General features: G+C 69.1%; 30 protein-coding genes. 17 read left to right on the forward strand and 13 right to left on the reverse strand.

Translation table 11 applies throughout. From position 1 onward, the window contains the following. Positions 1-29: 29 nt before the first annotated feature. Both NDI76_RS04455 and NDI76_RS04460 read right to left on the reverse strand, forming a co-directional pair. Positions 30-1,865, reverse strand: a complete 1,836-nt coding sequence (locus tag NDI76_RS04455; protein ID WP_310922807.1) for an ABC transporter substrate-binding protein — start codon at positions 1,863-1,865, stop codon at positions 30-32. Positions 1,866-1,968: 103 nt separating this feature from the next. After that, positions 1,969-2,535, reverse strand: a complete 567-nt coding sequence (locus NDI76_RS04460; RefSeq protein WP_310922808.1) for a metal-dependent hydrolase — start codon at positions 2,533-2,535, stop codon at positions 1,969-1,971. 191 nt (positions 2,536-2,726) lie between these two features. Here NDI76_RS04460 and rnhA point away from each other — a divergent pair, with 191 nt between their 5' ends. Further along, entirely contained in the window at positions 2,727-3,320 is a 594-nt protein-coding gene (gene rnhA, locus NDI76_RS04465) for a ribonuclease HI (protein WP_310922809.1), read from the forward strand. Continuing rightward, positions 3,313-3,945 carry a DUF7108 family protein gene (locus tag NDI76_RS04470; RefSeq protein ID WP_310922810.1) on the forward strand — a complete coding sequence of 211 codons (633 nt, stop codon included), beginning with the start codon at positions 3,313-3,315 and terminating at the stop codon, positions 3,943-3,945. The genes rnhA and NDI76_RS04470 overlap by 8 nt, the downstream gene beginning before the upstream one ends. Before the next feature lie 31 nt (positions 3,946-3,976). Here the strand turns inward: NDI76_RS04470 and NDI76_RS04475 are convergent, their stop codons facing one another. Further along, positions 3,977-4,333 carry a PadR family transcriptional regulator gene (locus NDI76_RS04475; protein ID WP_310922811.1) on the reverse strand — a complete coding sequence of 119 codons (357 nt, stop codon included), beginning with the start codon at positions 4,331-4,333 and terminating at the stop codon, positions 3,977-3,979. A 313-nt stretch (positions 4,334-4,646) separates the two neighbouring features. Between NDI76_RS04475 and NDI76_RS04480 the strand changes: the two genes are divergently transcribed. The 5 genes from NDI76_RS04480 to NDI76_RS04500 all read left to right on the forward strand — a co-directional run bounded on the left by NDI76_RS04480 (position 4,647) and on the right by NDI76_RS04500 (position 8,178). Next, entirely contained in the window at positions 4,647-5,180 is a 534-nt protein-coding gene (locus NDI76_RS04480; protein WP_310922812.1) for an inorganic diphosphatase, read from the forward strand. A 121-nt stretch (positions 5,181-5,301) separates the two neighbouring features. Continuing rightward, positions 5,302-5,439 (forward strand): hypothetical protein, encoded by a 138-nt coding sequence (locus NDI76_RS04485; protein ID WP_310922813.1) that lies wholly within the window; start codon positions 5,302-5,304, stop codon positions 5,437-5,439. A gap of 148 nt (positions 5,440-5,587) precedes the next feature. Continuing rightward, positions 5,588-6,511 (forward strand): rhomboid family intramembrane serine protease, encoded by a 924-nt coding sequence (locus NDI76_RS04490; protein ID WP_310922814.1) that lies wholly within the window; start codon positions 5,588-5,590, stop codon positions 6,509-6,511. Positions 6,512-6,513: 2 nt separating this feature from the next. Beyond that, complete coding sequence (locus NDI76_RS04495; RefSeq protein WP_310922815.1) at positions 6,514-7,281, forward strand: endonuclease V; 768 nt, start codon at positions 6,514-6,516, stop codon at positions 7,279-7,281. A 54-nt stretch (positions 7,282-7,335) separates the two neighbouring features. Then, positions 7,336-8,178 carry an SDR family oxidoreductase gene (locus NDI76_RS04500; RefSeq protein ID WP_310922816.1) on the forward strand — a complete coding sequence of 281 codons (843 nt, stop codon included), beginning with the start codon at positions 7,336-7,338 and terminating at the stop codon, positions 8,176-8,178. An 18-nt stretch (positions 8,179-8,196) separates the two neighbouring features. Here NDI76_RS04500 and NDI76_RS04505 read toward each other — a convergent pair whose 3' ends face one another. Further along, on the reverse strand, positions 8,197-9,441 hold the full coding sequence (locus tag NDI76_RS04505; protein WP_310922817.1) for an ArsA family ATPase: 1,245 nt from the start codon (positions 9,439-9,441) through the stop codon (positions 8,197-8,199). A 111-nt stretch (positions 9,442-9,552) separates the two neighbouring features. Beyond that, complete coding sequence (locus tag NDI76_RS04510; protein ID WP_310922819.1) at positions 9,553-10,677, reverse strand: pyridoxal phosphate-dependent aminotransferase; 1,125 nt, start codon at positions 10,675-10,677, stop codon at positions 9,553-9,555. Positions 10,678-10,760: 83 nt separating this feature from the next. Between NDI76_RS04510 and NDI76_RS04515 the strand changes: the two genes are divergently transcribed. The 3 genes from NDI76_RS04515 to NDI76_RS04525 all read left to right on the forward strand — a co-directional run bounded on the left by NDI76_RS04515 (position 10,761) and on the right by NDI76_RS04525 (position 12,277). Beyond that, a complete protein-coding gene (locus NDI76_RS04515; RefSeq protein ID WP_310922820.1) occupies positions 10,761-11,279 on the forward strand; it encodes a CinA family protein in 519 nt (172 codons plus the stop codon). A 127-nt stretch (positions 11,280-11,406) separates the two neighbouring features. Next, entirely contained in the window at positions 11,407-11,937 is a 531-nt protein-coding gene (locus tag NDI76_RS04520) for a metal-dependent hydrolase (protein ID WP_310922821.1), read from the forward strand. A 52-nt stretch (positions 11,938-11,989) separates the two neighbouring features. Beyond that, complete coding sequence (locus NDI76_RS04525) at positions 11,990-12,277, forward strand: hypothetical protein (protein WP_310922822.1); 288 nt, start codon at positions 11,990-11,992, stop codon at positions 12,275-12,277. A 9-nt stretch (positions 12,278-12,286) separates the two neighbouring features. On the opposite strand, the gene NDI76_RS04530 is transcribed toward NDI76_RS04525, so the two are convergent. Further along, positions 12,287-13,021, reverse strand: a complete 735-nt coding sequence (locus NDI76_RS04530; RefSeq protein WP_310923864.1) for a PHP-associated domain-containing protein — start codon at positions 13,019-13,021, stop codon at positions 12,287-12,289. A gap of 184 nt (positions 13,022-13,205) precedes the next feature. On the opposite strand from NDI76_RS04530, the gene NDI76_RS04535 reads away from it, so the two are divergent. Continuing rightward, the gene (locus NDI76_RS04535) at positions 13,206-13,508 is read left to right on the forward strand and encodes a DUF7565 family protein (RefSeq protein ID WP_310922823.1); all 303 of its coding nucleotides are present in this window, start codon (positions 13,206-13,208) and stop codon (positions 13,506-13,508) included. Between the two features lie 98 nt (positions 13,509-13,606). On the opposite strand, the gene NDI76_RS04540 is transcribed toward NDI76_RS04535, so the two are convergent. From NDI76_RS04540 to NDI76_RS04565, 6 genes are all read right to left on the reverse strand, one after another. Further along, a complete protein-coding gene (locus tag NDI76_RS04540; RefSeq protein WP_310922824.1) occupies positions 13,607-14,053 on the reverse strand; it encodes a transcription elongation factor Spt5 in 447 nt (148 codons plus the stop codon). 2 nt (positions 14,054-14,055) lie between these two features. After that, positions 14,056-14,229 carry a protein translocase SEC61 complex subunit gamma gene (locus NDI76_RS04545; protein ID WP_008389097.1) on the reverse strand — a complete coding sequence of 58 codons (174 nt, stop codon included), beginning with the start codon at positions 14,227-14,229 and terminating at the stop codon, positions 14,056-14,058. A 169-nt stretch (positions 14,230-14,398) separates the two neighbouring features. Next, complete coding sequence (gene ftsZ, locus NDI76_RS04550) at positions 14,399-15,565, reverse strand: cell division protein FtsZ (protein ID WP_310922825.1); 1,167 nt, start codon at positions 15,563-15,565, stop codon at positions 14,399-14,401. Between the two features lie 100 nt (positions 15,566-15,665). Further along, positions 15,666-17,000: a D-aminoacyl-tRNA deacylase gene (locus NDI76_RS04555; RefSeq protein ID WP_310922826.1), complete on the reverse strand. Its 1,335-nt coding sequence runs from the start codon at positions 16,998-17,000 to the stop codon at positions 15,666-15,668. Between the two features lie 85 nt (positions 17,001-17,085). Continuing rightward, entirely contained in the window at positions 17,086-17,352 is a 267-nt protein-coding gene (locus NDI76_RS04560; protein ID WP_310922827.1) for a hypothetical protein, read from the reverse strand. 102 nt (positions 17,353-17,454) lie between these two features. Then, entirely contained in the window at positions 17,455-18,561 is a 1,107-nt protein-coding gene (locus NDI76_RS04565) for a sensor histidine kinase (RefSeq protein ID WP_310922828.1), read from the reverse strand. A 382-nt stretch (positions 18,562-18,943) separates the two neighbouring features. Between NDI76_RS04565 and NDI76_RS04570 the strand changes: the two genes are divergently transcribed. The 6 genes from NDI76_RS04570 (at position 18,944) to NDI76_RS04595 (ending at position 24,471) form a co-directional block, all read left to right on the forward strand. Then, positions 18,944-19,744 carry a shikimate dehydrogenase gene (locus NDI76_RS04570; protein WP_310922829.1) on the forward strand — a complete coding sequence of 267 codons (801 nt, stop codon included), beginning with the start codon at positions 18,944-18,946 and terminating at the stop codon, positions 19,742-19,744. A gap of 52 nt (positions 19,745-19,796) precedes the next feature. Beyond that, positions 19,797-20,753, forward strand: coding sequence for a helix-hairpin-helix domain-containing protein (locus NDI76_RS04575; RefSeq protein ID WP_310922830.1), 957 nt, complete (start codon positions 19,797-19,799; stop codon positions 20,751-20,753). Between the two features lie 76 nt (positions 20,754-20,829). Further along, positions 20,830-22,446 carry an anthranilate synthase component I family protein gene (locus NDI76_RS04580; RefSeq protein ID WP_310922831.1) on the forward strand — a complete coding sequence of 539 codons (1,617 nt, stop codon included), beginning with the start codon at positions 20,830-20,832 and terminating at the stop codon, positions 22,444-22,446. Next, a complete protein-coding gene (locus NDI76_RS04585) occupies positions 22,443-23,030 on the forward strand; it encodes an anthranilate synthase component II (RefSeq protein WP_310922832.1) in 588 nt (195 codons plus the stop codon). Before NDI76_RS04580 ends, NDI76_RS04585 begins: the two co-directional genes overlap by 4 nt. Further along, complete coding sequence (locus NDI76_RS04590; protein WP_310922833.1) at positions 23,023-23,985, forward strand: aminotransferase class IV; 963 nt, start codon at positions 23,023-23,025, stop codon at positions 23,983-23,985. Before NDI76_RS04585 ends, NDI76_RS04590 begins: the two co-directional genes overlap by 8 nt. A 66-nt stretch (positions 23,986-24,051) precedes the next feature. Continuing rightward, complete coding sequence (locus tag NDI76_RS04595; RefSeq protein ID WP_310922834.1) at positions 24,052-24,471, forward strand: Rieske (2Fe-2S) protein; 420 nt, start codon at positions 24,052-24,054, stop codon at positions 24,469-24,471. A 32-nt stretch (positions 24,472-24,503) separates the two neighbouring features. Here NDI76_RS04595 and NDI76_RS04600 read toward each other — a convergent pair whose 3' ends face one another. After that, positions 24,504-24,746 carry a hypothetical protein gene (locus NDI76_RS04600; RefSeq protein ID WP_310922836.1) on the reverse strand — a complete coding sequence of 81 codons (243 nt, stop codon included), beginning with the start codon at positions 24,744-24,746 and terminating at the stop codon, positions 24,504-24,506. Positions 24,747-24,826: the final 80 nt, after the last annotated feature.

Consider the following 24,826-nt stretch of genomic DNA (forward strand, 5'->3'; position numbering starts at 1 on the left):
TCAGCGGCGGGTTCGGACCGCAAATCGCGTCACGGGGGAACCACGAGCGCGCCGTCGTCGTACCGGTAGCCCAGCATCCGGAACGCTTCCCTCGCGCGTTCGGCGTCCACGTCGCCGTTGCTCCCGAGGAAGGGGGTGACCGGGTTGCCGTCGGTCCACACGAACGCCTCCGGATACCAGCGGGTGTCCCAGAGCGGACCGACCGCCGGTCGCCCGTAGCCGTCGAATACCGCTTCCACGACGTGCTCGGAGTCGAAGAGTCGCGCGAGCGTGCGCCGGAACCGGGGGTCCGAGAGATGGGGTCGCCGGGCGTTGTAGCCGACGACGTACGGAGAGGGCGAGCGCTCGACGAGGAGTTCGAGGGCGTCCGAGCGGCCGATGCGCGGGACGGCGTCGGCGCCGACGGGCGTCCCCGTCGCGTCCGCCTCGCCGCCGGCGACGGTTTCGACGGCCGTCACCCCGGTGCCGACGACTCGGACGGAAAAGCGCTCGAAGGGGACGCCGCCGACCCGCCGGGCCAGCGCTCCGGAAGCCGCCTCGTCGGTCAGGAAGTGGTCGTCGAAGCGTTCGAGGACCACGCTTTCGCCCGACGTGTTCCCGGCGAATCGGAGCGGACCGCTCCCGACGGGGGGGACGTTGTCCGCCGTCAGCGCCTCGGTCGTCGGGTCCGCGTCGCCCTCGCGGGAGACCGCGGCGGTCCGCTCCCGCCAGACGTGTTCGGGCAGAATCGGGACCGTAAAGGCGTTGACGGCGACGTCCGGCGCGGACTCGGCGAACCGGAACACCACCGTCGTCTCGTCTTCGGCGACCACCTCGTCGACGAGGGTGGTCAGCCCGCGGTATCGGGGGGCGGGAACCGGGGCGTCGCCCCCGTCCTCACTTCCGCCCGCCCCCTCGTCCGCTCCCTGCCCGAGCGTCGTGTCCGAGAGCAGTTCGAAGGTGAACGCCACGTCCGCGGCGGTGAACGGCTCTCCGTCGTGCCACGTCGTCCCTTCTCGAAGCCGCACGCGGCCGACCGGTGCGTCGTCCCCGGAGAGCGTCCACGAGTCAGCCCGCCACGGTTCGACCCCCTCGCCGGTCGCGTACCCGAGCGGGTCGTACAGCAACCCCGTGAGGACGTCGTCGCTCCGGTGTGCGACCGACAGGGGATTGAGGTTCGCCGTCCGCCGGCCGTCGGTGACCGCCAGCCGAAGGGTGTCGTCGCGGCGCCGGTCCCCCGCGCTCGACTCGGCCGCCCCCGTCGCTCGATTCAGGGCGAGATAGCCGAGCGGCGACCGGAGGTCGACCCCCCGCCACCCCGTGTACGCCGTCCGCCGGGCCGCCCTGACGTCGTCGGGGACGGCCAGCAGCGTGAACGGTTGCGTCCGGGCGAGCGTCGACTGGAGTTCCCGCACCAGCCGCAGGCGGCGTTTCCCGGACGCCCGTCGCTGGGCGTCGAGTCGGTCGTCGACGCGGTCGTTCTCGTAGCCGAACGGGTTCTGCCACCCGGGACCGTCGACGAACCGGGAGTGCAACAGCGGGTAGAGGGCGTCCGGGCGCCGGAACTGCGCGGGAAGCCGCGCCACGAACAGGTCGAACTCCTCGCGGAGCAGCGCGCGGCGGTAGAGTTCTTCCTCGGCCATCGGGACGACGGTGGCACCGAGACCGGCGGCTCGGAGCCACTCGGCGACCTGACGGGCGATGCGGCGGGCGTACGGGTCGGTGTCCCGCGGGAGGGTCGCGACCTGCACCCGCACTCGCTGGGGCGAATCGGAGTCGACGAACCGCCGCACTCGCCCCAGACACCCGCCGGTGAACGCGGCCGTTCCGCCCGCCGCGGCCAAGAGCGCCCGGCGTCGCATCGTCGGCGTCGGCGAGTTCGTCATCGGCCCGGAGCGTTCAGTTCCCGCGTCCATAGGCGTTGTGACCTCCGAACGCTCCGTCGCTCGATTCGCCGTCGGACTCCGCCGCCGGACGCCACCGACCCCGTCACCGGAACCACCACCGCGAGAACCGGCCGAACGGGTCGTCGGCGGTTAGGGCACCCGCGCCGGCGTCGGTGCCGGTACCGGTCCCGGTGCCAGCGCCGCCGTCGCCGTCCGCGTCCGCGCCGAGTCGGAGCATGGCGGCCAACCCGACGACCGTGACGACCACCGCGAACGACCCGGCGACGACGTTGCCGAGCATCCAGTCGTAGTAGAGGCCGTGAAGCCGCACGGTGAACGGGGCGAACAGGCGGATGCCGCCGGTGAGGTAGTCGGCGACGAGGTGGGAGCCGTAGCCGATGACCGCCGCCCGCCAGTGGCCGACGCGGTGGGCGACGCCGACGAACAGGAGGAGGGCGAGAAGCGAGTGCGTGATGCCGCGGTGCGTCCAGAGGGGACCCGACAGGTAGCCGGCGTAGACGAACGGCGTGAACAGGTACTTGTCCAGGTCGGGGACGCTGGCGGCCAGGATGGCGACCAGGTAGGGCTCCGCCCGCCGGGTGCGCAGCACCGCGACGACGAGGGAGACGGCGAGCAAGACGTGAACGCCGTCGGCGACCACGGTCACCACCCCCCGGTCGTCGTCCGCAGGACGGTCTCCGACGGGCGGGACCTGTGCGCGAGGGCGACGACGGCCGTCTCGGCGGTCATAGTGACCGACTGTCACGTGATCACATAACGATTCTGACCGTGCGGGCCGTCCCCACGCGCCGACCGCCGGGAGAGCGAACCCGCTTTAGGCGCGCCGCCGAAGGGAGGGGTATGCCGACAGCAGACTGCGACCCCGACGAGGCCCGGCGGCGGTTGGAGGAGGCCGGGGTCGACGTCGAGGAGGGGAACACGGAGTACGAACGCTGGCGCGCCGCCCGCGGCGAGGCCAACGCCGTCGCCTACGACGACAAGGTGGTCGTACAGGGCGCGCGTCCGACCGACCTCCTCGCGATTCTCAGAGAGTCCGGCGGCCGGGCGCACGTCTACTTTGACGGGGCGAGTCGGGGCAACCCCGGTCCGGCGGCGGTCGGGTGGGCAATCGTCACCTCCGAGGGCATCGTCGGCGAGGGTTCCGAGACCATCGGCGAGACGACGAACAACCGCGCGGAGTACGAGGCGCTCATCCGGGCGCTGGAGGCCGCCGCGGAGTTCGGCTTCGACGAGGTGGACGCCCGCGGCGACTCCGAACTCATCGTCAAGCAGGTCCGCGGGGAGTACGACGCGAACAGCCCCGAACTCCGGGAGCGCCGCGTCCGCGTCCGCGAACTGCTCGAACGGTTCGACCGCTGGACGCTCGAACATGTCCCGAGGGAGATAAACGACCGCGCCGACTCCCTAGCGAACGAGGCGCTCGACCATGCCTGAAGAGACCGACCGCGGCGAGGAGAACAGAGTGGCGGAGGCGGCCGACCGCGGCGCGCCGGTTGCGGAGGAGGACGAAACGGGCGAACTGCCCGAGGCGGCGGTGGACGCCGCGGAGCGACTCACGCGACTCGCCCGCGACGCCGTCGACGAGAACGAGGCGGCCGCCTACCGGGAGCGACGCGACGAGGTGCTCGCGGAGCACGCGTTCAGAGCGCGCGTCCGGGGCGGCGACGAGACGCTAGTGTTGCATCCCGCCGAGTGGATGGTGGACGACACCGTCCGGACCGACCGCATCGACGACACCGACCGAGCCTACGAGATACCGCTGACGGGCGCGGACGTCGACGGCGACTGGAAGGCCGTCGAGGCGCACAACGACGACCTCGTCGACGCCGTCGAGGCCGAACACGGCGCCGTTCACGCGGCGAACGCCCGCGTCTTCGCGGATTTCATGGGTAACCACTACGTGCGCCGGATGGACACCGCCTCGCGCGCCGAGGTGACGGAGTTTCTGAGCGAGTACTATCCGCGCAACGCGTGGCCGTCGAAAAAACAGGAATCCGTCGTCCGCGACAGCGTCGAACTCGTGTTCGAGGTCGCCGAAGCGGACGTGCCCGAGTTCTGAAGAACTCTTTCCCTTCGTCGTCGCCGCTGTACTACAGGTTCGCGTCGATGAGTTCGCGCACTTCGCCGGCGCGCGTCTCGTCGGTGACGAACTTGTCGAGCATCCACGCGAAGCGGTCCAGCACCGCGTCGTGGCCCTTCTCGGTTAGTTCGTACTGGTTCGTCCGCTTGTCCAGTTCGCTCTTCTCGACCAGCCCCATCTCGACCAAGTCGTCGAGGTTGGGGTACAGGCGCCCGTGGTTGACCTCGGTGCCGTAGTAGTCTTCGAGGTTGCGCTTGATGGCGAGTCCGTACATCGGTTCCTCGGCCAGGATGACGAGGATGTTCTGCTGGAACGCGGTCAGGTCGCGGGCCAGCCCGGAGCCGTTGACTGTTTGTGCCTCTGACATGGTTGCAAAAATGTCACCTACCTACTTAACCCTTCTCAACTGACGCTTTGTTTCGTGGATTATTAGGAGGTTATCCGACGATGCAATCAGGAGTATACTGTACGAATTTGTACTGAAATCCACAGATACGCCCGACAACGCACTATCCGTTCGCGTGCGCGATGCTCTCGATAGATGACCTGAAGAATATCCTTCTTCAGGGAGCGTCGCCGTCGGGCGAAACGGGTCTCGCTTCGTCGCGTTCGGTTCGCCGCTCTCGGGGGCTCTCGAAATGCGAAAGGACTTTTTCCGCCTTGTGCGACGGGGGAGACGCATGACTAACCTCTGGGAAGACATCGAGACTGGTCCCGACGCGCCGGACGTGGTGTACGCCGTCGTGGAGTGTCTGAAGGGCGAACGCAACAAGTACGAGTACGACAAGGACATCCCCGGCGTGGTCCTCGACCGCGTCCTCCACTCCAACGTCCACTACCCCTCCGACTACGGCTTCATGCCGCGGACGTACTACGACGACGAGGACCCGTTCGACGTCCTCGTCCTCGTCGAGGACCAGACGTTCCCGGGGTGCATCATCGAGGCCCGCCCCGTCGCCCTGATGGGCATGGACGACGACGGCGAGAAGGACGACAAGGTCATCGCCGTCCCCACCGAGGACCCCCGCTACGACGACGTGCAGGACCTTGAGGACCTCACCGAACAGCAGAAACGCGAGATAGCCGAGTTCTTCGAGACGTACAAGAACCTCGAGAAGGGCAAGGAAGTCGAGACGCTGGGCTGGGAGGACGCCGACGCCGCGAAGGACGCCATCGAACACGCGATGGACCTCTACGAAGAGAACTTCGCGTAACGCCCGACGGAGCCGTTTTTCAGCTTCGACCGCATGTCCGTGAGTTATCACGCCGCACGCCGACGATAAATTATGCGCATGGGTAATTTTTAGACCCGCACGGTCGTAGGTGTACGTAGAGATGGCAGCGAAACAATCCACCTTCGGCATCGCGCACGCGACGGTCGTCCCGCGCAACTTCAACCCCGAGAGCGCGGCCGCGGACGGCCCAGACGGAGACGACTCCGAGGCGGCCGCGGGCGGCGACGAGGCGGCGTAGCGCGCGACGCTCACAGCGGAGGAACCCGCGTCGGCGACGACCGAACGCCGGGACGGTCCGGTAGGGACCGATTTCCGCCGCCCGAGCGGGGTTAATAACCTCCGAACGAGGGGAACCCCTTTTAGCCGCCGCCGACTAGCCCCGTGCAATGGCTACGTGCGACGAGTGCGGGAAGCACGAGAACCTCCCGTATCAGTGTCGGCGCTGCGGGCGGACGTTCTGCGCGGAACATCGGCTCCCGGAGAACCACGAGTGCCCGGGTCTCTCGGAGTGGGACGACCCCTCGGGCGTGTTCGACAGCGGCTTCGACGATTCGGTGAATCAACAGGGCCGCACGAAGGGGGCGCTCGACCGCCTCACCGGGACGGGCGGTCCGATGAGCTACTTCCGGGGGAACATGTCCTACGTGTTCCTCGGCGTCATGTGGATCACCTTCGCCTTCCAGTTTTTCATCTTCCCGGTGCTCGGCTTCGGCCCGCGGACCGAACTCTGGCAGACCGTGTTCGTCCTCCGACCGGGGCGCATCGGCTACGTCTGGACGTGGTTCACGTCGATGTTCGCCCACGGCGGCTTCACGCACATCGCGTTCAACAGCATCGCGCTGTACTTCTTCGGCCCGGTGGTCGAACGCTACATCAACACCAGACGGTTCGTCCTCCTGTTCTTCGCCGCGGGCATCCTCGCGGGCCTCGCGCAGGTGGCGAGCACGCTCCTGACCGTCGGCGCGGTGGGCGCGGGCGTCGTCGGCGCCTCGGGCGCCATCATGGGCGTCCTCGGCGTACTCACGGTGCTGAATCCGGGGCTCCGGGTGTACCTCTACTTCGTCATCCCGATGCCGCTGTGGGTCCTGACGTTCGGCTTCGCCGCGTTCAGCATCGTCGCCGGGTTCGGCGTCTCCGGCGGCGTCGGCGCCCTCGGCGGCAACGTCGCCCACCTCGCCCACCTCGCGGGACTGGTGGTCGGGTTGCTCTACGGCGCGCGCGTCAAACAACAGGTCAGGACGCCCGAGTCGCTCCAGTTCGGCCGCGGCGGCGGCGGTGGCGGCGGCATGGGCGGTCCGGGGCGGTTCTAACCGTGCGCCCGGTCAACCCCGAGTTCCTCCCCGACCCGGCGCTCTCTCGCGGGGAGATGGAGGACCTCCAGTTCGAGGTGGCCGACGCCGCCGACTGGACGGACGCGTTCGACTTCGACCCCGCGGACGTCTCGCTCGGCACCGAGGCGTCACTGACGGGCGAGCGACCCCTCGTCGCCGGCGTCGACCAGGCGTTCCTCGACGAGGAGGCGGTGAGCGCAATCGTCGTCATGCGCGGCGGAGAGGTGGTCGAGCGCGTCCACGCGGTGACCGACCTCGATATCCCCTACGTTCCGGGCCTGCTGTCGTTCCGCGAGGGCGGCCCCATCGTCGCCGCCTTCGAGGAACTCGACTCCGACCCGGACCTCGTCGTCTTCGACGGCAGCGGTCGCATCCACTTCCGGCAGGCGGGCCTCGCCACGCACCTCGGCGTCGTCTTCGACGTGCCGAGCGTCGGCGTGGCGAAGAATCTGCTGTGCGGGCGCACGGCCGAGGAGGCGGACGGCCGACCCGAGGGCTGGCGCACCGAGGTAGTCGCCGATAGCTCCGTCGAGAACGCCGAGGCCGGCGACTCTATCGGCCACGCCTACCAGTCCAGACAGTACGACTCCGAGCCGATAATCAACCCGCTGTACGTCAGCCCCGGCCACCGCGTGTCGGTGTCGACGGCGGCGGACCTCGTCGCCGGTCTCTGCGGGGGCTACAAACTTCCCGAACCGACCCGCGAGGCCGACGCCTACGCCGACGAGGCGAAAGACGAGTACGTCTAAGGACGGCGACGCGACTGAAGAACTATTAACTCGCCGCGGGGAGAGTGCGTGAACGTGCATCCGAAGACGGTTCTCATCACGGGCTGTTCGTCCGGCATCGGTCGCGCCGCAGCGCTGTCGTTCCTGGAGGAGGACTGGCGCGTTTACGCGACGGCCCGCAACCCCGCGGACATCGAGACGCTGGGGGAGAAGGGCTGCGAGTTGGCGACGCTCGACGTGACCGAACAGGACGACGTCGACCGCGTGGTCGACCGCATCGTCGAGGAGGAGGGTCACATCACCTGCCTCGTCAACAACGCGGGTTACGGCCAGTTCGGGCCGCTCGAAGACGTGCCGACCGAACAGGTCCACCGACAGTTCGATGTGAACGTCTACGGCCCCCACCGCCTCACCCGCGCGGTCCTGCCCCACATGCGCCGGCAGGGCGAGGGCACCGTCGTCAACGTCTCCAGCGTCGCCGGGCGCATCTCCTTCCCCGGCGGCGGCGTCTACTCGGGGTCGAAGTTCGCGCTCGGCGCGATGACCGACGCCCTGCGAAACGAGGTTGCCGAGTACGGCGTCGACGCCGTCCTCGTCGAACCCGGTCCGGTGGCGACGAACTTCTCCGACCGCGCGGCCGAACAGGTCGAGGGAACGAACGAGATTCCCGGTATCGAACGCTCCGGGGCGTACGAGTCGTGGTACGACATCTTCGAGGACTCGCAGGTGCTCGGCGGCGCCGGCCCGGCGGCCATCCCGCCCGAACGCGTCGCAGAAGACATCGTCGACGCCGCCTCCTCGACGAAACCGCGGTCGCGCTACTTCCCCGGCACGCCGGCCCGCGTCGCCGCCCTCGCGCGGTACCTGCCGAACTCGTGGGTCGATACGGCGTACAGCTACCTCAGAAAGCTCGCCTGAGGCCCAAAGTGACGCCGTTCAGGCCAGACACGCCGCGACGACGCGCAGCGCATCCTCCCCGCTCACCTCGTCGGCCAAGAGGGGAACCCGCTTGACGTTGCGGCCGCGGAAGAGGTCCGTCGCGCGCTGGAGGGCGCGTTGCTGAACGGCCCACCGGCGCTGGCAGAACTCGCACTCTTCGAGGTTCGGCGAGACCACCCACTCGGAGTCGACGGGGGTCGTCGTCACGTCCGCGAGGTTCTCCATGACGCGGTTGACGACGAGCGTCTGCACCGGAATCTCGTAGTCGTCGAGTCGGTCGATGAGCCGCTTGGACTCGACGACGCTCATCTCCTCGGGTATCATCACGACCCGGAAGTCCGTCCGCTCGGGGTCGCGCAGCACCGTCCGTAGCCGTTCGATTCGCTCGCGGAGTTCGTCTAAGTCGGCCGTCTCCTGTCCGGACCCGGCGCCGAACATCCCCTTCAGTTGGTCCATCATCCCGGAGAACTGCTGTCGCATGCGGGCGATGCGTCCGAGCATCGAGTCCATCAGTTCGGGCAATTCCAGCAGTCGCAGGGTGTGTCCCGTCGGCGCGGTGTCGACGACGACCCGGTCGAACCGGGGATCGTCGAGGTACGCGAGCAGTTGCTGCATCGCCGCCGCCTCGTCCGCGCCGGGCATCGACCCCGGCCCCATCATGTCGCCGAGCACGTCCTCCATGCCGCCCATGTCCATCCCGAAGGGATTCTGGCCGGCCCCGCCGCCCTGTCCGGGACCCGCACCGGACCCGCCGCCGAGTCCGCCCGCGCCGTTCCCGTCGTCCTCGAACGGGTTGTCGTCGGCGTCGCGGTCGGCGGCGTCGAACCCGCCCGTCCCCTCGTCCGCCGCGAACGGCCCCTCGATGACCTCGTCGGGGTCTATCTCGGAGGCGTACAGAGGGATGTCGTCGCGCACCTGTGCGGGTTCGGCGGGGACCGGGGTGCCGAGGGTGTCCGAGAGCGAGTGGGCGGGGTCCGTCGAGACGACGAGCGTCGAGACGCCCGAGGCGGCCGAGGCGAGGGCCGTCGCGGCCGCCATCGTCGTCTTGCCGACGCCGCCCTTCCCGCCGTAGAGGACGTACTCCGGCGCGTCGACTCGGTCGGGGAGGTCGGTCCCGTCGGTCGTCCGCGTCTCCACGTCGACCGACAGTTCCGTCGACTCCTCCGGGTCGTCCGCGTCAGCGTGGTCGTCGTGCGCGTCGTCGTCGACGCGGTCGACGGGTTCGACGTCGATGTTCGTCATGGCCGGAGGCACGCGGTCGGGGCTTGTGTACTCGTCGGTCCCGTCGTCCCGCGGCCGACGGGAGGGGCCGTGGCCGCCATCGTTGTGGCCGTCGCCGGCGCGTTCCGCCCCTCAGGCGAAGTAGTCGGCAAGGCGTTCGGCCGCCTCGTCGGCGCGCGGCGTGACGAGGGCGAACCGAATCCAGTCGTCGTACGCCTCGCCGAACGCCTCGCCGGGCATCCCCGCGACGCCCGCCTCGTCTATCAGTTTCTCCACGTTGGCCATCGTTCCCGGGAAATCCTCGAAGCGCGCCATAACGTAGAACGCCCCCTTCGGCGTCGTGTACGTCGCGCCCGCGGCGTCGAGGGCGTCGGTGAACGACGCGATGCGCTCCCGAAGCATCTCGCGCGTCTCCTCGTAGTACTCGGTCGGCGTCTCTTCGAGGGCGCGGTGGACGGCGACCTGTCCCGGCCGCGTGGTGGCGACGTTCACGAGCATGTGGCGCGTCTTCGCGGCTTCCACGAGGTCCTCGGGGAAGACGGCGTATCCGACCCGAAAGCCCGTTATCGCCATCGACTTCGAGAACCCCGTCGTGACGACGACGCGGTCGGAGTCGAGGGTGAGGGCGCTCTCGAACTCCCCCGAGAAGTCGAAGTGGTCGTACACTTCGTCGACGATGAGGAGGGCGTCGTTCTCCTCGGCGATAGCGAGCAGCGACTCGACCGTCTCGCGGTCGTACACCGCGCCCGTCGGGTTGTTCGGCGTGTTGACGAGGACGGCGGCCGTCTCCGGGGAGGCCGCCTCCCGCATCGCCGCCACGTCGGGGTCGCCGCTCTCCAACACGGGCACCTTCGTGGCGGTGCCGCCGAGCATCGTCGTCTTTCCCGGGTAGTAGGGGTACACCGGGTCGGTCAGGAGGAACTCCGTCCCGGCGTCGCGTTCCATCGCCCCGGCCATCGCGAGGTAGTTCGCCTCGCCCGTCCCGTTCGCCACGACGATTCGCGAGGCGTCGACGTTCCGCCGGGTCGCTATCTCCTCGCGCAGGGAGCGGAGTCCCTCGCTCGCGGGGTACTGAAACTGCCGCGAGTCGGCGTCGGCGTACTCCCGGAGGCCGTCTCTCAGCGCCTCGGGCGGTTCCCAGTCGGGGTTGCCCGACACCATCCCTACCACGTCCCCGTCGGCGCGCGCCGCGTACTGCATCACTCGGAAGAACAGGGGCTCGTCGTACTCGTCGTTGGCCGTCTCGTCCGCGCTCATCGTCCGTCGTCTCGGACGCGGGGGAGGTGGCTCTTTCGCCGTCGGCAGGACGACTTTTCACGACCCCCCGCGTCTCGGCGTCCATGCGCGAGTTCGCGGACGACCCGCCCGTGGAAGAACGCCTCGGCGACGCCCTCCGGGACGCCGACGAGACGCTGGCCGTCGCGGAGTCCTGCACCGGCGGCCTCGTCGGTTCTCTGATAACGGACGTGCCGGGGTCGTCGGACTACTTCGACCGCTCTGTCGTCACCTACTCCTACGATGCGAAACTGGCCGAACTGGCCGTCTCGCGGGAGTCGCTGGACGGACACGGCGCCGTCTCCGACCCCGTCGCCCGCGAGATGGCCGCCGGCGTCCGCGACACCGCCGGCACCGACTGGGGCGTGGCGACGACGGGCGTCGCCGGCCCCGGCGGCGGCACCGACGAGAAACCAGTCGGGACGGTGTACGTCGGCGTCGCCTACCGCGGCGAGTGGGGCAGCGGCGACTCCTACACGACGGCGGCGAGACACGAGTTCGGCGGCGACCGATTGGACGTAAAAGAGCGATTCGCCCGCGCCGCCCTGAAGACGGTGGAGACGGCGGTTCGGTCGCGGCGCTGAGGCGACGGCGGCGGGCGGAACGACGGGCCCACGACCCCCGCGGATGAGCCAGCCGCCGTCAGACGAGTGTCGGACGATTCGGCGCGTGGCACAACGCTTGTATTATTCGGCGCCTGACAGTCACCCGATGAACAAAGACGGGCACGTCCTGAACGGCGCGCTGTTGGCGGTGGGGTTGGGCGTCATCCTCGCCGTCGACCCGACGGCCGGCCCTCTCGTCGAGGAGACGCCGTCGGCGCTGGCGCTGACGGCGGCCACGAGAGTCGCGGAACTGTCGCTGCCGATAATCCTCGGCGCCCTGTTCCCGGACGTGGACACGGCGCTCGGCAGGCACCGTAAGACGCTGCACAACCTCCCAGTGCTCGCCCTCTTCGTCGCCTTCCCGTACGTCTTCGGCAACCTCCAGTTCGTCTGGGTGGGCGTGGCGACGCACTACGTCCTCGACGTCGTCGGCTCCAAGCGCGGCATCGCGCTGTTCTACCCGCTGTCCCCGACGGAGTACGACCTGCCGACGGGCGTCGCCACGTCGAGTCGGTGGGCGACGACGGTGACCGTCGTCGTGACGGCGTTCGAACTCGCCGCCCTCGCCGTCGTCCACTACTACGTGTTCGCGTTGGACACGCCGCTCTCGGAGGCGGCCGTGCTGTTGGGGTTGTGAACAGTTGGTAACGACCGGTACTGACAAATAACGAGAACGAGAACGCCTGGACGTGTTTGCAATTCTACAAATTTCGGCCGTTCGCGCGCTCGGACCGACGCCGCTGTTTCCGGGGATTCCCGGCGGTCCCGAACTGCTCGTCATCTTCCTCCTCGGCTTCGTCCTCGGAGTCGCCCCCGCGATATTCGTCTACTACGACGCCGGGAAGAACGACAACCCGCACCGACTGCTCTGGACGGTGGCGACGCTCATCGGCGGATTGGCCGGGTCGTTCGTCGGCGCCGGTATCGTGGTCGTTCTCTACCTCGTCGTCGGCCGCGAACAGGGCCGGACCGCCTGAGCCGACGGGTCAGTACGCGCGCACGTCGTCGAACTTCCCCTCGTAGGCGGCGTGGTCGGGATGGGTCGGCTCCGTCCCCGAAAAGAGCAGTCGGTCCACCTTCCCCCACGAGTTCTCGACGCCGAGGTGAGCGAACTCCGCCGCCGAGCGCAGGCGGTGGCCGACGCCCGAGCGGTGGAACACGCGCCGGGGAGCGCCGGTTCTGAGGGCGGCGACCAGTTCCGCCTCGGAGTCGACGCTCCCCTCGAACGCCGTCCACACCTCGCCGACGCTTCCGCGGAGGTGCGCGTACGACGACCCGAATCCGGGCACGTCGAACTCGGCGGCGAGTTCGCGGCCGAGGCGGTTCTGCCGGGGGAACAGTTTCCCGTTGTGCGTCTCCACGGCGTGAATCTCGTCGGCGTGCGCGCGGACGTCCTCGCGGCCGAAGCTGACGTTGAGAAAGCCGGGGTGAGGGACGAGGACGGCGGCGCCCTGTCGGTCGAACGCGGTGAGGGCGGCGTTGAGCGTGATGAAGTCCGGTACCGGGTCGGAGAGACCGACCGCGAGGAGGTGTCGGCGACGCCGCCACGTGCCGGTGAACACTTCGCGGCCGGGGACGACCAGCAGTTCGTCGTCGGTGAACGCCTCGGCCCTCGCCCGGATGTCGGGGAGGCGCGTGAAGTGCGGCGCGTACACCAGCACGTCGATGCCGCGGGCTTTCGCTCGGGATGCGACGCGCTCGTCCAACACCTTCACGTGCATGTCGACGCGGGAAGTCCCCGCGACGGCGGACGGAGCGGTCACGTCTGTCAGTCCGGCGTCACCCCGGTTAGGGATTACTATCTTCGGACTGACGGCGTCGCACAGTCACCGGACGGCGACGGGTCGAAGCGGGGGCTCTCGGGGCTGCGGAACGGTTTAGTCCCCGGTATCCGTCCGACTCTGTATGTCCCTGTGGAAGTGCGGCGTCGCCGGGTGCGACGGGCGGTTCGAGACGGCGGCGGACGCGGTCATCCACCAGACGGTCGAACACGACCGACACGAGTGCAAGATATGCGGAACCGTCGTCCCCGAGGGCTACTTCGCCATCCGCCACGCCTTCGAGGAGCACTCGCGCGCGGAGTTCGTCCGCGCCTACGACGCGAACTCCTCGCACGTCCGCGAACGGGAGCGGGTGAAAGCCGAAATCGAGTCGGAGACGGACCTCACGTCGGTCGTCGAGACGCTCGAAGAACGGGGCGCGCTCTGACCGGGCGGCGAGCGTCGGCCGTCGGCGGCGCCGCGGTCGGACGGTCGGACGGAAGAAAGTCGAGCGGTTACGCGGCGTTCCGACCCCGACGAGGGCGTTCAGCGTTCTTCGGAGTCGAGCACGCGGATCTGGTCTCCGCGGACCGTGACCGGAATCGGGACCGTCGCCTCGTACAGTTCGACCGTCACCTGGTCTTTCGTCTCGTCGATGCGCTGGACGCGCGCCTTCTCGCCTTTGAACGGCCCGGCGACGAGTTCGACGATGTCGCTCTCCGCGATGCCCTCAACGTCGGGCGTCGGCGAGAGGAAGTGCTCGACTTCGGCCATACTGGAGGTGGCTTGGCCGTCGCCGACGAGGCCGCGGGCGTGCGGAATCTCCTCTAAGACGCGGTTGATGACCGCGTTGTTGTCCGCCTCGACCATCACGTAACTCGTGAGCGAGTCGGGGGCGAGGACGGCGTGAATCTCCTCTTCCTCGCGGTTTGCGATCATATCGGCGACGGTTTGCTCCTGTCGCGCGGTCGTCTTTACGGCAAAGATGGGCACGCCTACGCACCCCCGGGGAGGAAGGTCATCAGCGCGAAGATAACGAAGCCCATGAAGCCGACGAGGAAGATGCCGGCACCGGCGATGAGACCGATCTGAGAGAACTCCTGCCACGAGGGGGTGCTCGCCAGCTTCAGCACCCGCACGTAACTGTTCAGGTCGTACTTGACGTCCATGTTGCCCGTGGCTTAGACGGCGGGCTTTTTCTATCTATTGATACAACCGGGGTCGCGAGACCGGAGTCGAGCGGAGTCGAACCCGTCGAATCCGGGCGTTCCGGACGCTCGGCGCCCGAGAACGGACGCAGTCGACGGGGTCGACGCGGACGCGCGGGGACGGGTCCGACTACTCGACGAAGTCGATATCCTGTTCCTGCTGGTGCGTCTGCGCCTGCGGTTCCGAGCGGCTCTCGGGTTCGGATTCGCCGCCGTCGCTGCGGCCGTATATCTGCGGCGACTCCACGCCGGTGACGACGATCATCGTCCGCATCGTCCCGTCGAGTTCCTCGTCGACGGAGGTGCCCCAGATGATGCGCGCGTCGGGGTCGATACGGTCGTAAATCTCCTCGACGACGCCTTCGGCCTCCTCGATGCTCATGTCGGAGCCACCGGTGACGTTCACCAGCGCGGAGTTGGCGCCGGAGATGTCGACGTCGAGCAGCGGCGACCGGAGCGCGCTCTTGACGGAGTCGTGCGCCTTCGAGTCCGAGTCGGACTCGCCGAGACCGATCATGGCGACGCCGCCGCGTTCCATCACCGTCTTCACGTCGGCGAAGTCGAGGTTGACGAGACCGGGCTTCGTGATGAGTTCCGTAATTCCCTTCACCGAGCGCATGAGCACCTCGTCGGACACTTTGAACGCCTGCCGCACGGGGAGTTTGCCCACCGCGTCGAGGAGGCGGTCGTTCGGGACGACGATGACCGTGTCGGCCACGTCGCGGAGGCGTTCGAGACCCGCCTCGGCGTTCGTGCGGCGGACCTCGCCCTCGGCCGTGAACGGCGTCGTAACGATGGCGATGGTCAGCGCGCCGCACTCGCGGGCCGCCTTGGCGACGACGGGCGCCGAACCCGTCCCCGTGCCGCCGCCGAGACCGGCGGTGACGAACACCATGTCGGAGCCGTCGATGGCGCCGTAAATCTCCTCTTGGGATTCGAGCGCCGCCTCCTCGCCGACCTGCGGGAGCGACCCGGCGCCCCGGCCCTGCGTCTTCTGCTCGCCCATGAGAATCTTCGTGTCGGCCTCTATCTCCACGAGGTGCTGCACGTCCGTGTTGGCGGCGACGAGTTTCGCACCCTTGATGCCCTCCTCGTGCATCCGATTGACGGTGTTACCGCCGGCGCCGCCGCAGCCGACGACGGTGATGTCCGTCTGTAAGTCCTGTAGAACGTCCTTCAGTTCGTCGTCGGTCATCGTGCCGCTTCGGCGCGGCTGGTCGTCCTCGAGCCCGTCGACGGACCTCCCATCCCCCGTCTCCTCGGCTTCGTCAATCGCGTCGTCGACGATAGAGTCCATTTATGAGCATCCTTACCGAATGGAGCCTAATTATCTTTCCCCTCCGCGTCCGACGTCCGTCGGACGCCCCGAGATGACGGATTCGTGACCCGTTCCCCGACTATATCCTGAAGATCACTTTCTCCTCGGAGCGCACCTCGTCGGGCGTCACCTCGCGGTCGTCGAGTTCGACGGGCCGCCCGGCCGAAAGCTTCCCGAACGCCGGCCCCTCGGGGACGCCCAACTCGGCGGCCGCCGCGGCGTCGAACGACTCACGGACGGCGACGACGGCCGTCTCCTCTATCGAAACTCCCTCGTACTTCCCCCGGAGGACCGCCGCCAGCGACTCGACGATATCGTCGTAGCGTCCCTCGTCGAGGAGCGCCGCCCGCCCCGCCGCCTTCGTCCCGCCCTCCCGCGTCTCGAACGCGACGGCGTTCGCGGAGACGGCCTCGCGGGCCGCGTCGAGGTCGACGCCGGCCGCCTCGGAGAGCAGGTCGTCCGGGAGCGACACGACCGCGTAGTCGCCGTTCGCGTCACCCGCGTCGGCGCCGAGTCTGAGGCCGTCCTCGACGGGCGAGAGGGTTGATTCGAGTTCGTCGAGTCCGTCGAGGGGGACGCCGGCCGTCTCCCGGGTCCACGTCTCGGTGACGACGCGGTAGCCGAGCGACTCTATCACCCTCACCAACTCGGGCCGGTCGCCGTCGACGACGGCGTACTCGGCGTCGGAGGCCTCGAACGCCCGGCGGATCACCTCGCGGTTGTCCCCGTTCTCGGGCGAACCCATCGCGTCAAGGGGCCAGTCCGCGCCGATGTGGCCGACCGCCCAGTCCGTCTCGCGGACGATGCGCTCGAAGCGGGGGGCGTAGTGACCGCCGCCGAAGCCGACGAGTTGTCGGTCCCGGTCGGCGTCGACCCCCGAGAGGTCGAGGACGGAGCGAGCGACGGCGCGGGCGCCCTCGGGGTCCCCCCACTCGTCCTCGCCGCTACCGAGTTCGACGAACATCGCCGGCGCGCCGACGTCCGTCGGGCCGTGGTGGGTGCATTCGACGCCAACTTCGTACCCCTCGGGCGCGTGGCGGTCGAACGCTTGGACGACGGCTTTCCCCGCGTTCGGGCAGGCGCGGGCGAACGTTCCCTCCTCGCCGCCGTACTCCGCGGGGCCGAAGTTGCCGGTGAAGTGGGCGGTGAGGAGCGGTCCCGTCTCGCCGGAGTGCCGGGAGACGAACGCGACGAACGCTGGCGACCCGGAGAACGCGTCGGCGGCGCCCGCTAGTTCGATGTGCAGGTCGTCGAACTCGCGGAGTTCGAAATCCTCGTTCTCGTAGTAGGTCCCGCCGCCCGCGGCGTCCGGGCGCGAGTCGTCGGTCCGCTCGTCCCACTCGCCGAGTTCGAGCAGGCGCTCTCCGATGTGGACCGATGCGCTGTCCGCGCGGCTGACGACGACGGCTATCACGGGAGGCACTGGCCGGTCGGGACGCTAAAGCGCGTCGAAGCCGGCGAAGCCGACGAAGCGGCCGGCCGAGCGACGCGGCGCGGGTTCAGAACAGGTCGACGACGGCGCCGAGCGCGAACCCGACGCCGAGCGCCAGCGTCGAGGAGAGGGCCTGCCGGGCCGTCGCGCGGAACACCCCCGAGAGGAGCACGCCCAGCGACGCGCCGAACAGGAAGCCGTGGACCGCGCCGTCGGCGGTGAAGAACGACGCGGCGGGGACGACGAGTTCGGCGACGAGGAGGCCGGCGACGCCGACGAGGAACCGCGCGCCGTCGCGTCTCAGGTCTCGCCGCTGTCTGTCGAGATTTAGCACGGAAGGACGGTCGGAGCCGGCGGGAGATAACGTTTCCGTCGGTTGTCACGACGGCGGGCGAGCGTTCGGTCTCCGCGCGGGCGCTCGGACCCGGTGGGTCGCTTAGTGGACGAACGACACGCCGCGGAACTCGAAGCGCGCGCCGCCCGACTCGGCGTCCGCGACCCGCATCTCCCAGCCGTGTTCGGCCGCGACCGTCTGGACGATGTTCAACCCGTAGCCGCCGGTGTGGTCCGACGTCGATTCGACCGATTCCTCCCATTGCGCCTTGACGTGGTCCGGGAGACCCGACCCGTCGTCCTCGACGTAGAAGCCGTCCTCCTCGTCGAGAACGCCGACGCGAACCGTCACGCGGTCCCCGTCGGACCCGCCGTCGCCGCCCTCGGCACCGCGTTCGACTGCGTCGTGAGACTCCGTCTCACTGCCCGTCGAACCGTGCTCCACAGCGTTGCGGATGAGATTCTCCACCAGTTGCCGGACCCGCCCTTCGTGCGCGCGGATGCGCCACCGCTCCGACGGGAGGACGAGCGTCGCTTCGTCGGTAACGACGCTCTGCCACGCCGCTTGGACCAGCTCTCGGAGCGGCGTCACCTCCGTCTCGTCGGCCGTCTGCGCGTCCCGGGCGTGCGCCAGCGTGTCGTCGATTATCTGTTCCATCCGGTCGAGGGACTCGGTCACCTTCCGCAGCACCTCGCTGTCGTCGTCGTCGCGGGCCAACCGGAGGTACCCCTGCGCGACGGAGAGCGGGTTCCTGAGGTCGTGCGAGAGGACGCCCGCGAACTCCTCCAGTTCGTCCGCCTGTTCGCGGAGGCGTCGTTCCCGCCGCTTCCGGTCGGTCACGTCGGTGAAGACGCCGCAGAACAGCCGTTCGCCTCGATAGGTGAACTCCTCCATGCTCACCGACACCGGAACCTCGTGGCCGTCCTTGTGGAGGGCCGGGAGGTCGACGCCCGTCCAGTCGATGTGTCGTTCTCCGGTGTCGAGATACTGTGACAACCCCTCCTTGTGGGCCGACCGCAGTCGCTCCGGGATGATGACCATCTTCTCTCGTCCGATCAGCTCCTCCGGCCGGTAGCCGAGGATGGGTTCGATAGCGGGGTTGGCGAACCGAATCCGGCTCTCGGTGTCGATGACGAGTATCCCCTCGGTGGTGCTCTCGAGGAGGGATCGGAGGAACTCCTCGTCCCCCTCGAGAATCGCTCGGCTCATGGCGACCGCTCACCACCCATACGAGAAGCTATCTCGGCCACGTTATAAACAGTTATTGCCGCTTTTCGACGGGAAAACACCGAAACGAACGGATGCGCGGTGCGCAACTGAGTCCCCGGCGCGCTCTCAGTCCGCCCGACCGGGTTCGGGCAGCGATTCGCCGCGGACGTTCCTCGCCGTGAGTTCCCGCAGGCGGCGCGGGTCCCGGCGGCGGCGAACCCCGACGCCTCTCTCGTGCTTTCTCCGTCGCCCGGAGGAATGAAAGCCCACAGACCGGAGGAACAGCCCTGTTCTGTACGTTTCCGCTCCGCGAGATGGTAGGGAACCGCAGACGATGCCGACTCGGCGGCACTTATCCCCCTCCCGTCGAAACGCCACGGCCATGCAGGTGTTCGGACTCCTCGGTAACCCCGTCGGCCACTCGCTGTCGCCGCCGATGCACGAGGCGGCGTACGACAGCCTCGGGATGGAGGCGCGGTACGTCACTTTCGAACCGTCGCCGGAGGACCTCCCGACGGCCGTCTCGGGCGCCGATGCGCTTGGAATCGCGGGACTGAACGTGACGATTCCCTTCAAACAGGAGATGGTGGACCTCGTCGAACCGGACGAACTCGCCGCCCGCATCGGCGCGGTGAATACCGTCGACTTCACCGGCGAGACGCCGCGAGGGTACAACACCGACGCGGCGGGCGTCCGACGGTCGTTCGCGCACCACGACGTGCCGCTTGAGGGGACGGACGCCGTCGTCGTCGGGGCCGGCGGGGCGGGGCGCGCCGCGTCGTTCGCCCTCGCCGACGCCGGCGCGTCGGTCCACGTGGCGAACCGGACGGCCGAACGGGCGACGGAACTCGCCGCGGACGTCCGAGGGGCCACCGGCGGCGGACTGGATACCCTGGACGAACTCGCCGGCGCGGACGTGTTGGTGAACGCGACCAGCGTCGGGATGGAGTCCGACGAGACGCCGGTCCCCGCCGACCGCCTCCACGGGGGACTCGCCGTCCTTGACGCGGTGTACGCGCCGGTGGAGACGCGCCTACTCCGGGAAGCGGCCGCCGCGGGCGCGACGACGATAGACGGCGCGTGGATGCTGCTGTTTCAGGGCGTCGAGGCGTTCGAGCGGTGGACCGGTCGGGACGCCCCCGTTGACGCGATGAACGACGCCCTCAGAGCGAATCTCGGATAGGCAGACGGCGAGGTAACGATTTTTAAATAAGCGGCGTTCATACGGTGACACAATGGGTATATTCGACTCGATAAAGTCGTCGCTGCGGTCGCTTCTCGGCCGCGACGAAACGCCTTCTACCGATTCGTCGCGGAGTGAGACGCGCGTTTCGGTCGAGCGCGACACGCGGAACGAGGTCGACGCGGAGTCCGAGTCCGCCGTGAAAGAACCCGTCTCAGAGGAGACGCAGGCGTCGGCCTCCACCGACACGCTGGTCGACGAGGAGGCGGGACGGGAACCCGCCGAAGCGGTCGAGAGCGTCGAGACCGACGAGGACCCCGAGACCGTCATCGAGGAGGCCGAACCCTCCGAGACCGACGAGGCCGACGAGGCGGCCACGGTCGACGCGGACGCGGCGGCGTCGACCGATTCGATGGTCGACGAGGAGCGGAACGCGGCCGAGGCGGCCGAACCCGCCGAAGCCGTCGGCGCCACCACGACCAAGGACGCCGGCGTGGACGCGGACGCGGGGTCGGACGTCGGAAGCGACGAGGCCGCCGAGGACGACGGCGCCGACGTCGAGAGCGACGAGTCGGACGGCGCCGAGGAGACGGCCGCCTCCGACGCGGACGCGGCGGCGTCGACCGACACGCTCCTCGACGACGAGAACGCCCCCGACGAACCCGCCGAGGCGGCCGAACCCGCCGAAGCCGTCGGGCCGTCGTCCGACGAGATGGACACGGATATCGAGGCCGACACCGACCCCGGCGAGAGCGTCGAGGAGGACGTGGACGAACCGGACGCGGCCGGCGACGCCGAACCGGGGGAGGCGATGGCGTCGGGTGACGCCGAACCCGTCGACAACGTGAAAGGAATCGGTCCCGCCTACGCCGAACGCCTCGCCGACGTCGGCATCGAGACGGTCGAGGACCTCGCGACTGCCGACGTCGCCGACCTCGCCGAGAAGATAGAGGTCTCCGAGACGCGCGTCCAGCGCTGGATCGACCGCGCGGCCGACCACGACGCGTAACGCCGCGGCGCGGACGCTGGCTCTACTCGCCGGTATCACGAACTCGTTTACCGACCGGTCTCCTACGTCCGACCACATGACCGACTCGCCCACGCCGACCGTTGCGACCGGACGGGCGGCGTTCCGAACCGCCGCCGCGGACGCTCCTGCGGGGGCGCGCGTTCCAGTCGAACTCCGCCTGCCGGTGACGGACCCGTTCGACGCCTACCGGCGGGCGCGCGAGGACGGCGGCGACGGCTTCTATTTGGAAACGACCGGCGGGCAGTCCGGGTGGGGCTACTTCGGCACCGACCCGGTCGAACGCCTCCGCGTCGGAAGCGACGCCGAGACGCTGACCGAGACGTCCGACGGGGGCGGACCGCGCGCGGCGTCCTCGCCGTCGCTCTCAGCGCTCGACGCCGCTCTCGCCGACGAGACGCTGGTCCGCGGGGAGACGGGCGTCGAGGTACCCTACCCCTGCGGCCTGTTCGGGTGGCTCTCCTACGACGTCGCGCGCGAACTCGAATCGCTCCCCGACCTGACCGACGACGACCGGGGTCTCCCGCACCTCCGACTCGGCCTGTTCGACCGCGTCGCCGCGTGGGAGGAACCGCGCGGGGAGACGGGAGAGACGACCCTGCGGGTGACCGCGTGCCCGCGCGTGCCCGAGGCCCGGAGCGATGACGCCCTCGACGACCTGTACGACGACGCCGTCGAACGCGCCCGCGAACTCGCCGAGGACGCCGTCTCGGGCGACCCGAGCGTCGGGCCGGCGCCCGTGCGACGCGACGAGATTCGCTTCGAGAGCGACTGCGGGCGGGCGGCGTTCCGCGACCGGGTACGCGCGGTGAAACGCTCCGTCCGCGAGGGCGACACCTTCCAGGCGAACGTCTCCCAGCGACTCGTCGCCCCCGCGGCGGTCCACCCCGTCGCAGCCTACGACGCCGTCCGCCGGGTCAACCCCGCGCCGTACTCCGCGCTGGTGGAGTTCCCGGAGGCCGACCTGGTGAGCGCCAGTCCGGAACTGCTCGTCCGCGTCGACGGCGACCGACTCGTCACCGAACCCATCGCGGGGACGCGCCCCCGCGGGTCGACGCCCGACGAGGACGCGGCGAACGAACGGGATTTGAGCGAGGACGACAAGGAACGGGCCGAGCACGCGATGCTCGTCGACTTGGAGCGAAACGACCTCGGGAAGGTCTCGGAGTACGGGTCCGTCGAGGTGTCCGAGTACCGCCGCGTCGACCGCTACTCGGCGGTGATGCACCTCGTGAGCGTCGTGGAGGGACGGCGACGGCCCGGCGTCTCCGTCGCCGACGCGGTGGCCGCCGTCTTCCCCGGCGGCACCATCACCGGCGCGCCGAAACCGCGGACGATGGAGATAATCGAGGAGGTGGAGGCGACCCGCCGCGGCCCCTACACCGGAAGTATCGCGGCCTTCGGCTTCGACGACCGGGCGACGCTGAACATCGTCATCCGGACGCTCGTCCGGGCGGGCGAGAAGTACCACCTCCGCGTCGGCGCGGGCGTCGTCCACGACTCGGACCCGGACGCCGAGTACGACGAGACGATGGCGAAGGGGCGCGCACTCGTCGACGCCGTCGACGAAGCCCTCGGCGACGAGAACGAACGGCAGATGCGCGTTGTCGACGGCGGCGGCGTTTGTGACAGGGATGGAAACGGAAACGAGAACGAGGGGGACTCCGCGAGATGACGGAGATTCTGGTGATAGACAACTACGACTCGTTCGCGTACAACCTCGTCCAGTACGTCGGCGAGTTCGCCGACCGGGTGACCGTCCGCCGCAACGACGCCGTCGACGTCGCGGGAATCCGCGCGCTCGACCCCGACGGCGTCGTCGTCTCGCCCGGCCCCGGAACCCCCGCGGACGCCGGCGTCTCGGTGCCGGTGTTCCGCGACCTCTCGTACCCGACGCTCGGCGTCTGTCTCGGGCACCAGGCGCTGTGTGCGGCCCTCGGCGCGCCCGTCGGGCACGCGCCCGAGGTGGTCCACGGGAAGTCTACTCCCGTCGAACACGACGGCGAGGGCGTCTTCGCCGGCCTGCCCGCCCGATTCGAGGCGGGCCGGTACCACTCGCTGGCGGTCGAACGCGCGGACGTGCCCGACGAACTGGTCGAGACGGCGTGGACCGACGACGAACGACGGGTGGTGATGGGCGTCCGCCGCCGCGACAGACCGCACGTCGGGGTGCAGTTCCACCCCGAGAGCGTCCTCACCGACCGCGGGAAGCGCCTCGTGGCGAACTTCGTCGAGTCGTGCGGAGGCGGGGATGACTGAGGACGCCGCCGGAGACGGGAGCGGAGACGGAGACGAACTCCTGTTTCACGTGGACGGCGAACTCGTCCCCGCCTCGGAGGCGACGGTGAACGTCCGCGACCGGGGGTTCGCCTACGGCGATGCCCTCTTCGAGACGCTCCGGGCCTACGGCGGCGAGGTGTTCCGCTGGGAGGCGCACGCCGACCGCCTCGCCGAGGGCGCCGATATCTTGGAACTCGACCACGGCCTCTCGGACGCGGAACTGAAGCGTTGCGTGGACGAGACGCTGGCGGCGAACGACCTCTCGGACGCCTACGTCAAACTCTCCGTGACCCGTGGCGTCCAACCGGGGAAGCTGACGCCGGGTCCCGAGGTGGACCCGACCGTCGTGGTGCAGGTCAAACCGCTCCCCCGAGGCGGGCGGGGCGGCGACCCCGTCTGGGACGGGCCGGCGACGCTCCAGACGGTGAAAACCCGCCGCGTCCCCGACGGAGCGATTCCCGCGCGGGCGAAGACACACAACTACCTGAACGGCATCCTCGCGCGCCTCGAACTCCGCGTCACCGGGGCGGACGAGGCGGTGATGCTGGACGACGACGGTAACCTGGCCGAGGGGGCGACGAGCAATCTCTTTTTCGTCCGCGACGACGCCCTCTGCACGCCGAGTCTCGACGGCCCCGTCCTTCCCGGAGTCACGCGAGCGGCGGTGCTCGACGTCGCCCGCGAGGAGGGTATCCCCGTCCGCGAGGGAGCGTTCGTCCCCGACGACCTGCGCAACGCGACCGAGGCGTTCGTCACCAACACGACGTGGGAACTGCGCCCCGTCGAACGCGTGGACGGCATCGAACTCGGCGGCGTCTCCGAGCCCTCGGGGTCGGAGACAGGAGGGACCTCGTCCCTTGGAGGCCCGGTGACGACGCTGCTCTCGCGACTGTTCGACGCGCGCGTGGAACGGAGGCACTACGCGGGGGAGTAGGGACCCCGGACGCACCACGAATGTCCGAACCGCTACCCTTGAACCGCCCGCGCCCGTACGCCGGCCATGAACGACGAGCGCCGGATTATCGCCGCCGACGACGTCCCCTCCGACGGCACCGTGCTCTTCACGGTCCGCGCGGGTACGGAGACGAGCGAGGCTATCCTGACGAGACTCGGGAACGGAACGGTCGTCGCCTTCGAGAACTCCTGCCCGCACTGGACGGACGTGCGCCTCGACAAGGGGTCCGGCGCCTACGTCAGAAACGGCGAGTTGGTGTGCCAGAAGCACGGCGCGACGTTCCAACGCGACTCGGGATACTGCGACTTCGGCCCCTGCGAGGGCGCCGTCCTCTCGACGTTCGACGTGACCGTCGCCGACGGCGAGGTGTACCTGACCGACGACGAGTTCTCCTTCGAACACCTCGGCGAGTCCGGCGACCACGACCTGTCGACGGGGAGCCGAATCGACTTCACGGGGAGTTGAGCGGACTTCGCCTCCGTCGTTCCGGGGACGACTCAGTCCAGTAGCGCGAGGACGACGAGTCCGAGACACAGCGCTCCCACCGAGAACACCGCAGTTAAGAGCGCTCCGGGGGGGTCGTATCCGCGGTGGACGAGACTGGTGGTGAGCAGGATACCCCCGACTCCGCCGAGGAGCGTGAAGACGGGGACCAGAAGCGTCGCTCTCGACGGATGGTTCCACTCCTCCCAGTTCCACGCCAACAGACGGGAGCGGAGTTTCTGGAGGCGGTCGGTCACGGTACCGCGATATGCGGACGACGTAATAACTGTTAGTTCAATCCTCTCGCTCGGACGTGCGAGTTCGGGAGGCATCGCGG

This window comes from Halogeometricum sp. S1BR25-6 (assembly GCF_031624495.1).
GTDB lineage: Archaea > Halobacteriota > Halobacteria > Halobacteriales > Haloferacaceae > Halogeometricum > Halogeometricum salsisoli.

Excerpts from the sequence above, each read along its gene's own strand:
- NDI76_RS04585 (WP_310922832.1), top strand. The coding sequence starts at position 22,443 with ATGACGGAGATTCTGGTGATAGACAACTACGACTCGTTCGCGTACAAC.
- NDI76_RS04485 (WP_310922813.1), top strand. The coding sequence starts at position 5,302 with ATGGCAGCGAAACAATCCACCTTCGGCATCGCGCACGCGACGGTCGTC.
- NDI76_RS04510 (WP_310922819.1), bottom strand. The coding sequence starts at position 10,677 with ATGAGCGCGGACGAGACGGCCAACGACGAGTACGACGAGCCCCTGTTC.
- NDI76_RS04595 (WP_310922834.1), top strand. The coding sequence starts at position 24,052 with ATGAACGACGAGCGCCGGATTATCGCCGCCGACGACGTCCCCTCCGAC.
- NDI76_RS04490 (WP_310922814.1), top strand. The coding sequence starts at position 5,588 with ATGGCTACGTGCGACGAGTGCGGGAAGCACGAGAACCTCCCGTATCAG.
- ftsZ (WP_310922825.1), bottom strand. The coding sequence starts at position 15,565 with ATGGACTCTATCGTCGACGACGCGATTGACGAAGCCGAGGAGACGGGG.
- rnhA (WP_310922809.1), top strand. The coding sequence starts at position 2,727 with ATGCCGACAGCAGACTGCGACCCCGACGAGGCCCGGCGGCGGTTGGAG.
- NDI76_RS04505 (WP_310922817.1), bottom strand. The coding sequence starts at position 9,441 with ATGACGAACATCGACGTCGAACCCGTCGACCGCGTCGACGACGACGCG.
- NDI76_RS04565 (WP_310922828.1), bottom strand. The coding sequence starts at position 18,561 with ATGAGCCGAGCGATTCTCGAGGGGGACGAGGAGTTCCTCCGATCCCTC.
- NDI76_RS04580 (WP_310922831.1), top strand. The coding sequence starts at position 20,830 with ATGACCGACTCGCCCACGCCGACCGTTGCGACCGGACGGGCGGCGTTC.
- NDI76_RS04530 (WP_310923864.1), bottom strand. The coding sequence starts at position 13,021 with ATGCACGTGAAGGTGTTGGACGAGCGCGTCGCATCCCGAGCGAAAGCC.
- NDI76_RS04520 (WP_310922821.1), top strand. The coding sequence starts at position 11,407 with ATGAACAAAGACGGGCACGTCCTGAACGGCGCGCTGTTGGCGGTGGGG.
- NDI76_RS04455 (WP_310922807.1), bottom strand. The coding sequence starts at position 1,865 with ATGACGAACTCGCCGACGCCGACGATGCGACGCCGGGCGCTCTTGGCC.
- NDI76_RS04545 (WP_008389097.1), bottom strand. The coding sequence starts at position 14,229 with ATGGACGTCAAGTACGACCTGAACAGTTACGTGCGGGTGCTGAAGCTG.
- NDI76_RS04470 (WP_310922810.1), top strand. The coding sequence starts at position 3,313 with ATGCCTGAAGAGACCGACCGCGGCGAGGAGAACAGAGTGGCGGAGGCG.
- NDI76_RS04535 (WP_310922823.1), top strand. The coding sequence starts at position 13,206 with ATGTCCCTGTGGAAGTGCGGCGTCGCCGGGTGCGACGGGCGGTTCGAG.
- NDI76_RS04515 (WP_310922820.1), top strand. The coding sequence starts at position 10,761 with ATGCGCGAGTTCGCGGACGACCCGCCCGTGGAAGAACGCCTCGGCGAC.
- NDI76_RS04480 (WP_310922812.1), top strand. The coding sequence starts at position 4,647 with ATGACTAACCTCTGGGAAGACATCGAGACTGGTCCCGACGCGCCGGAC.
- NDI76_RS04475 (WP_310922811.1), bottom strand. The coding sequence starts at position 4,333 with ATGTCAGAGGCACAAACAGTCAACGGCTCCGGGCTGGCCCGCGACCTG.
- NDI76_RS04570 (WP_310922829.1), top strand. The coding sequence starts at position 18,944 with ATGCAGGTGTTCGGACTCCTCGGTAACCCCGTCGGCCACTCGCTGTCG.
- NDI76_RS04575 (WP_310922830.1), top strand. The coding sequence starts at position 19,797 with ATGGGTATATTCGACTCGATAAAGTCGTCGCTGCGGTCGCTTCTCGGC.
- NDI76_RS04590 (WP_310922833.1), top strand. The coding sequence starts at position 23,023 with ATGACTGAGGACGCCGCCGGAGACGGGAGCGGAGACGGAGACGAACTC.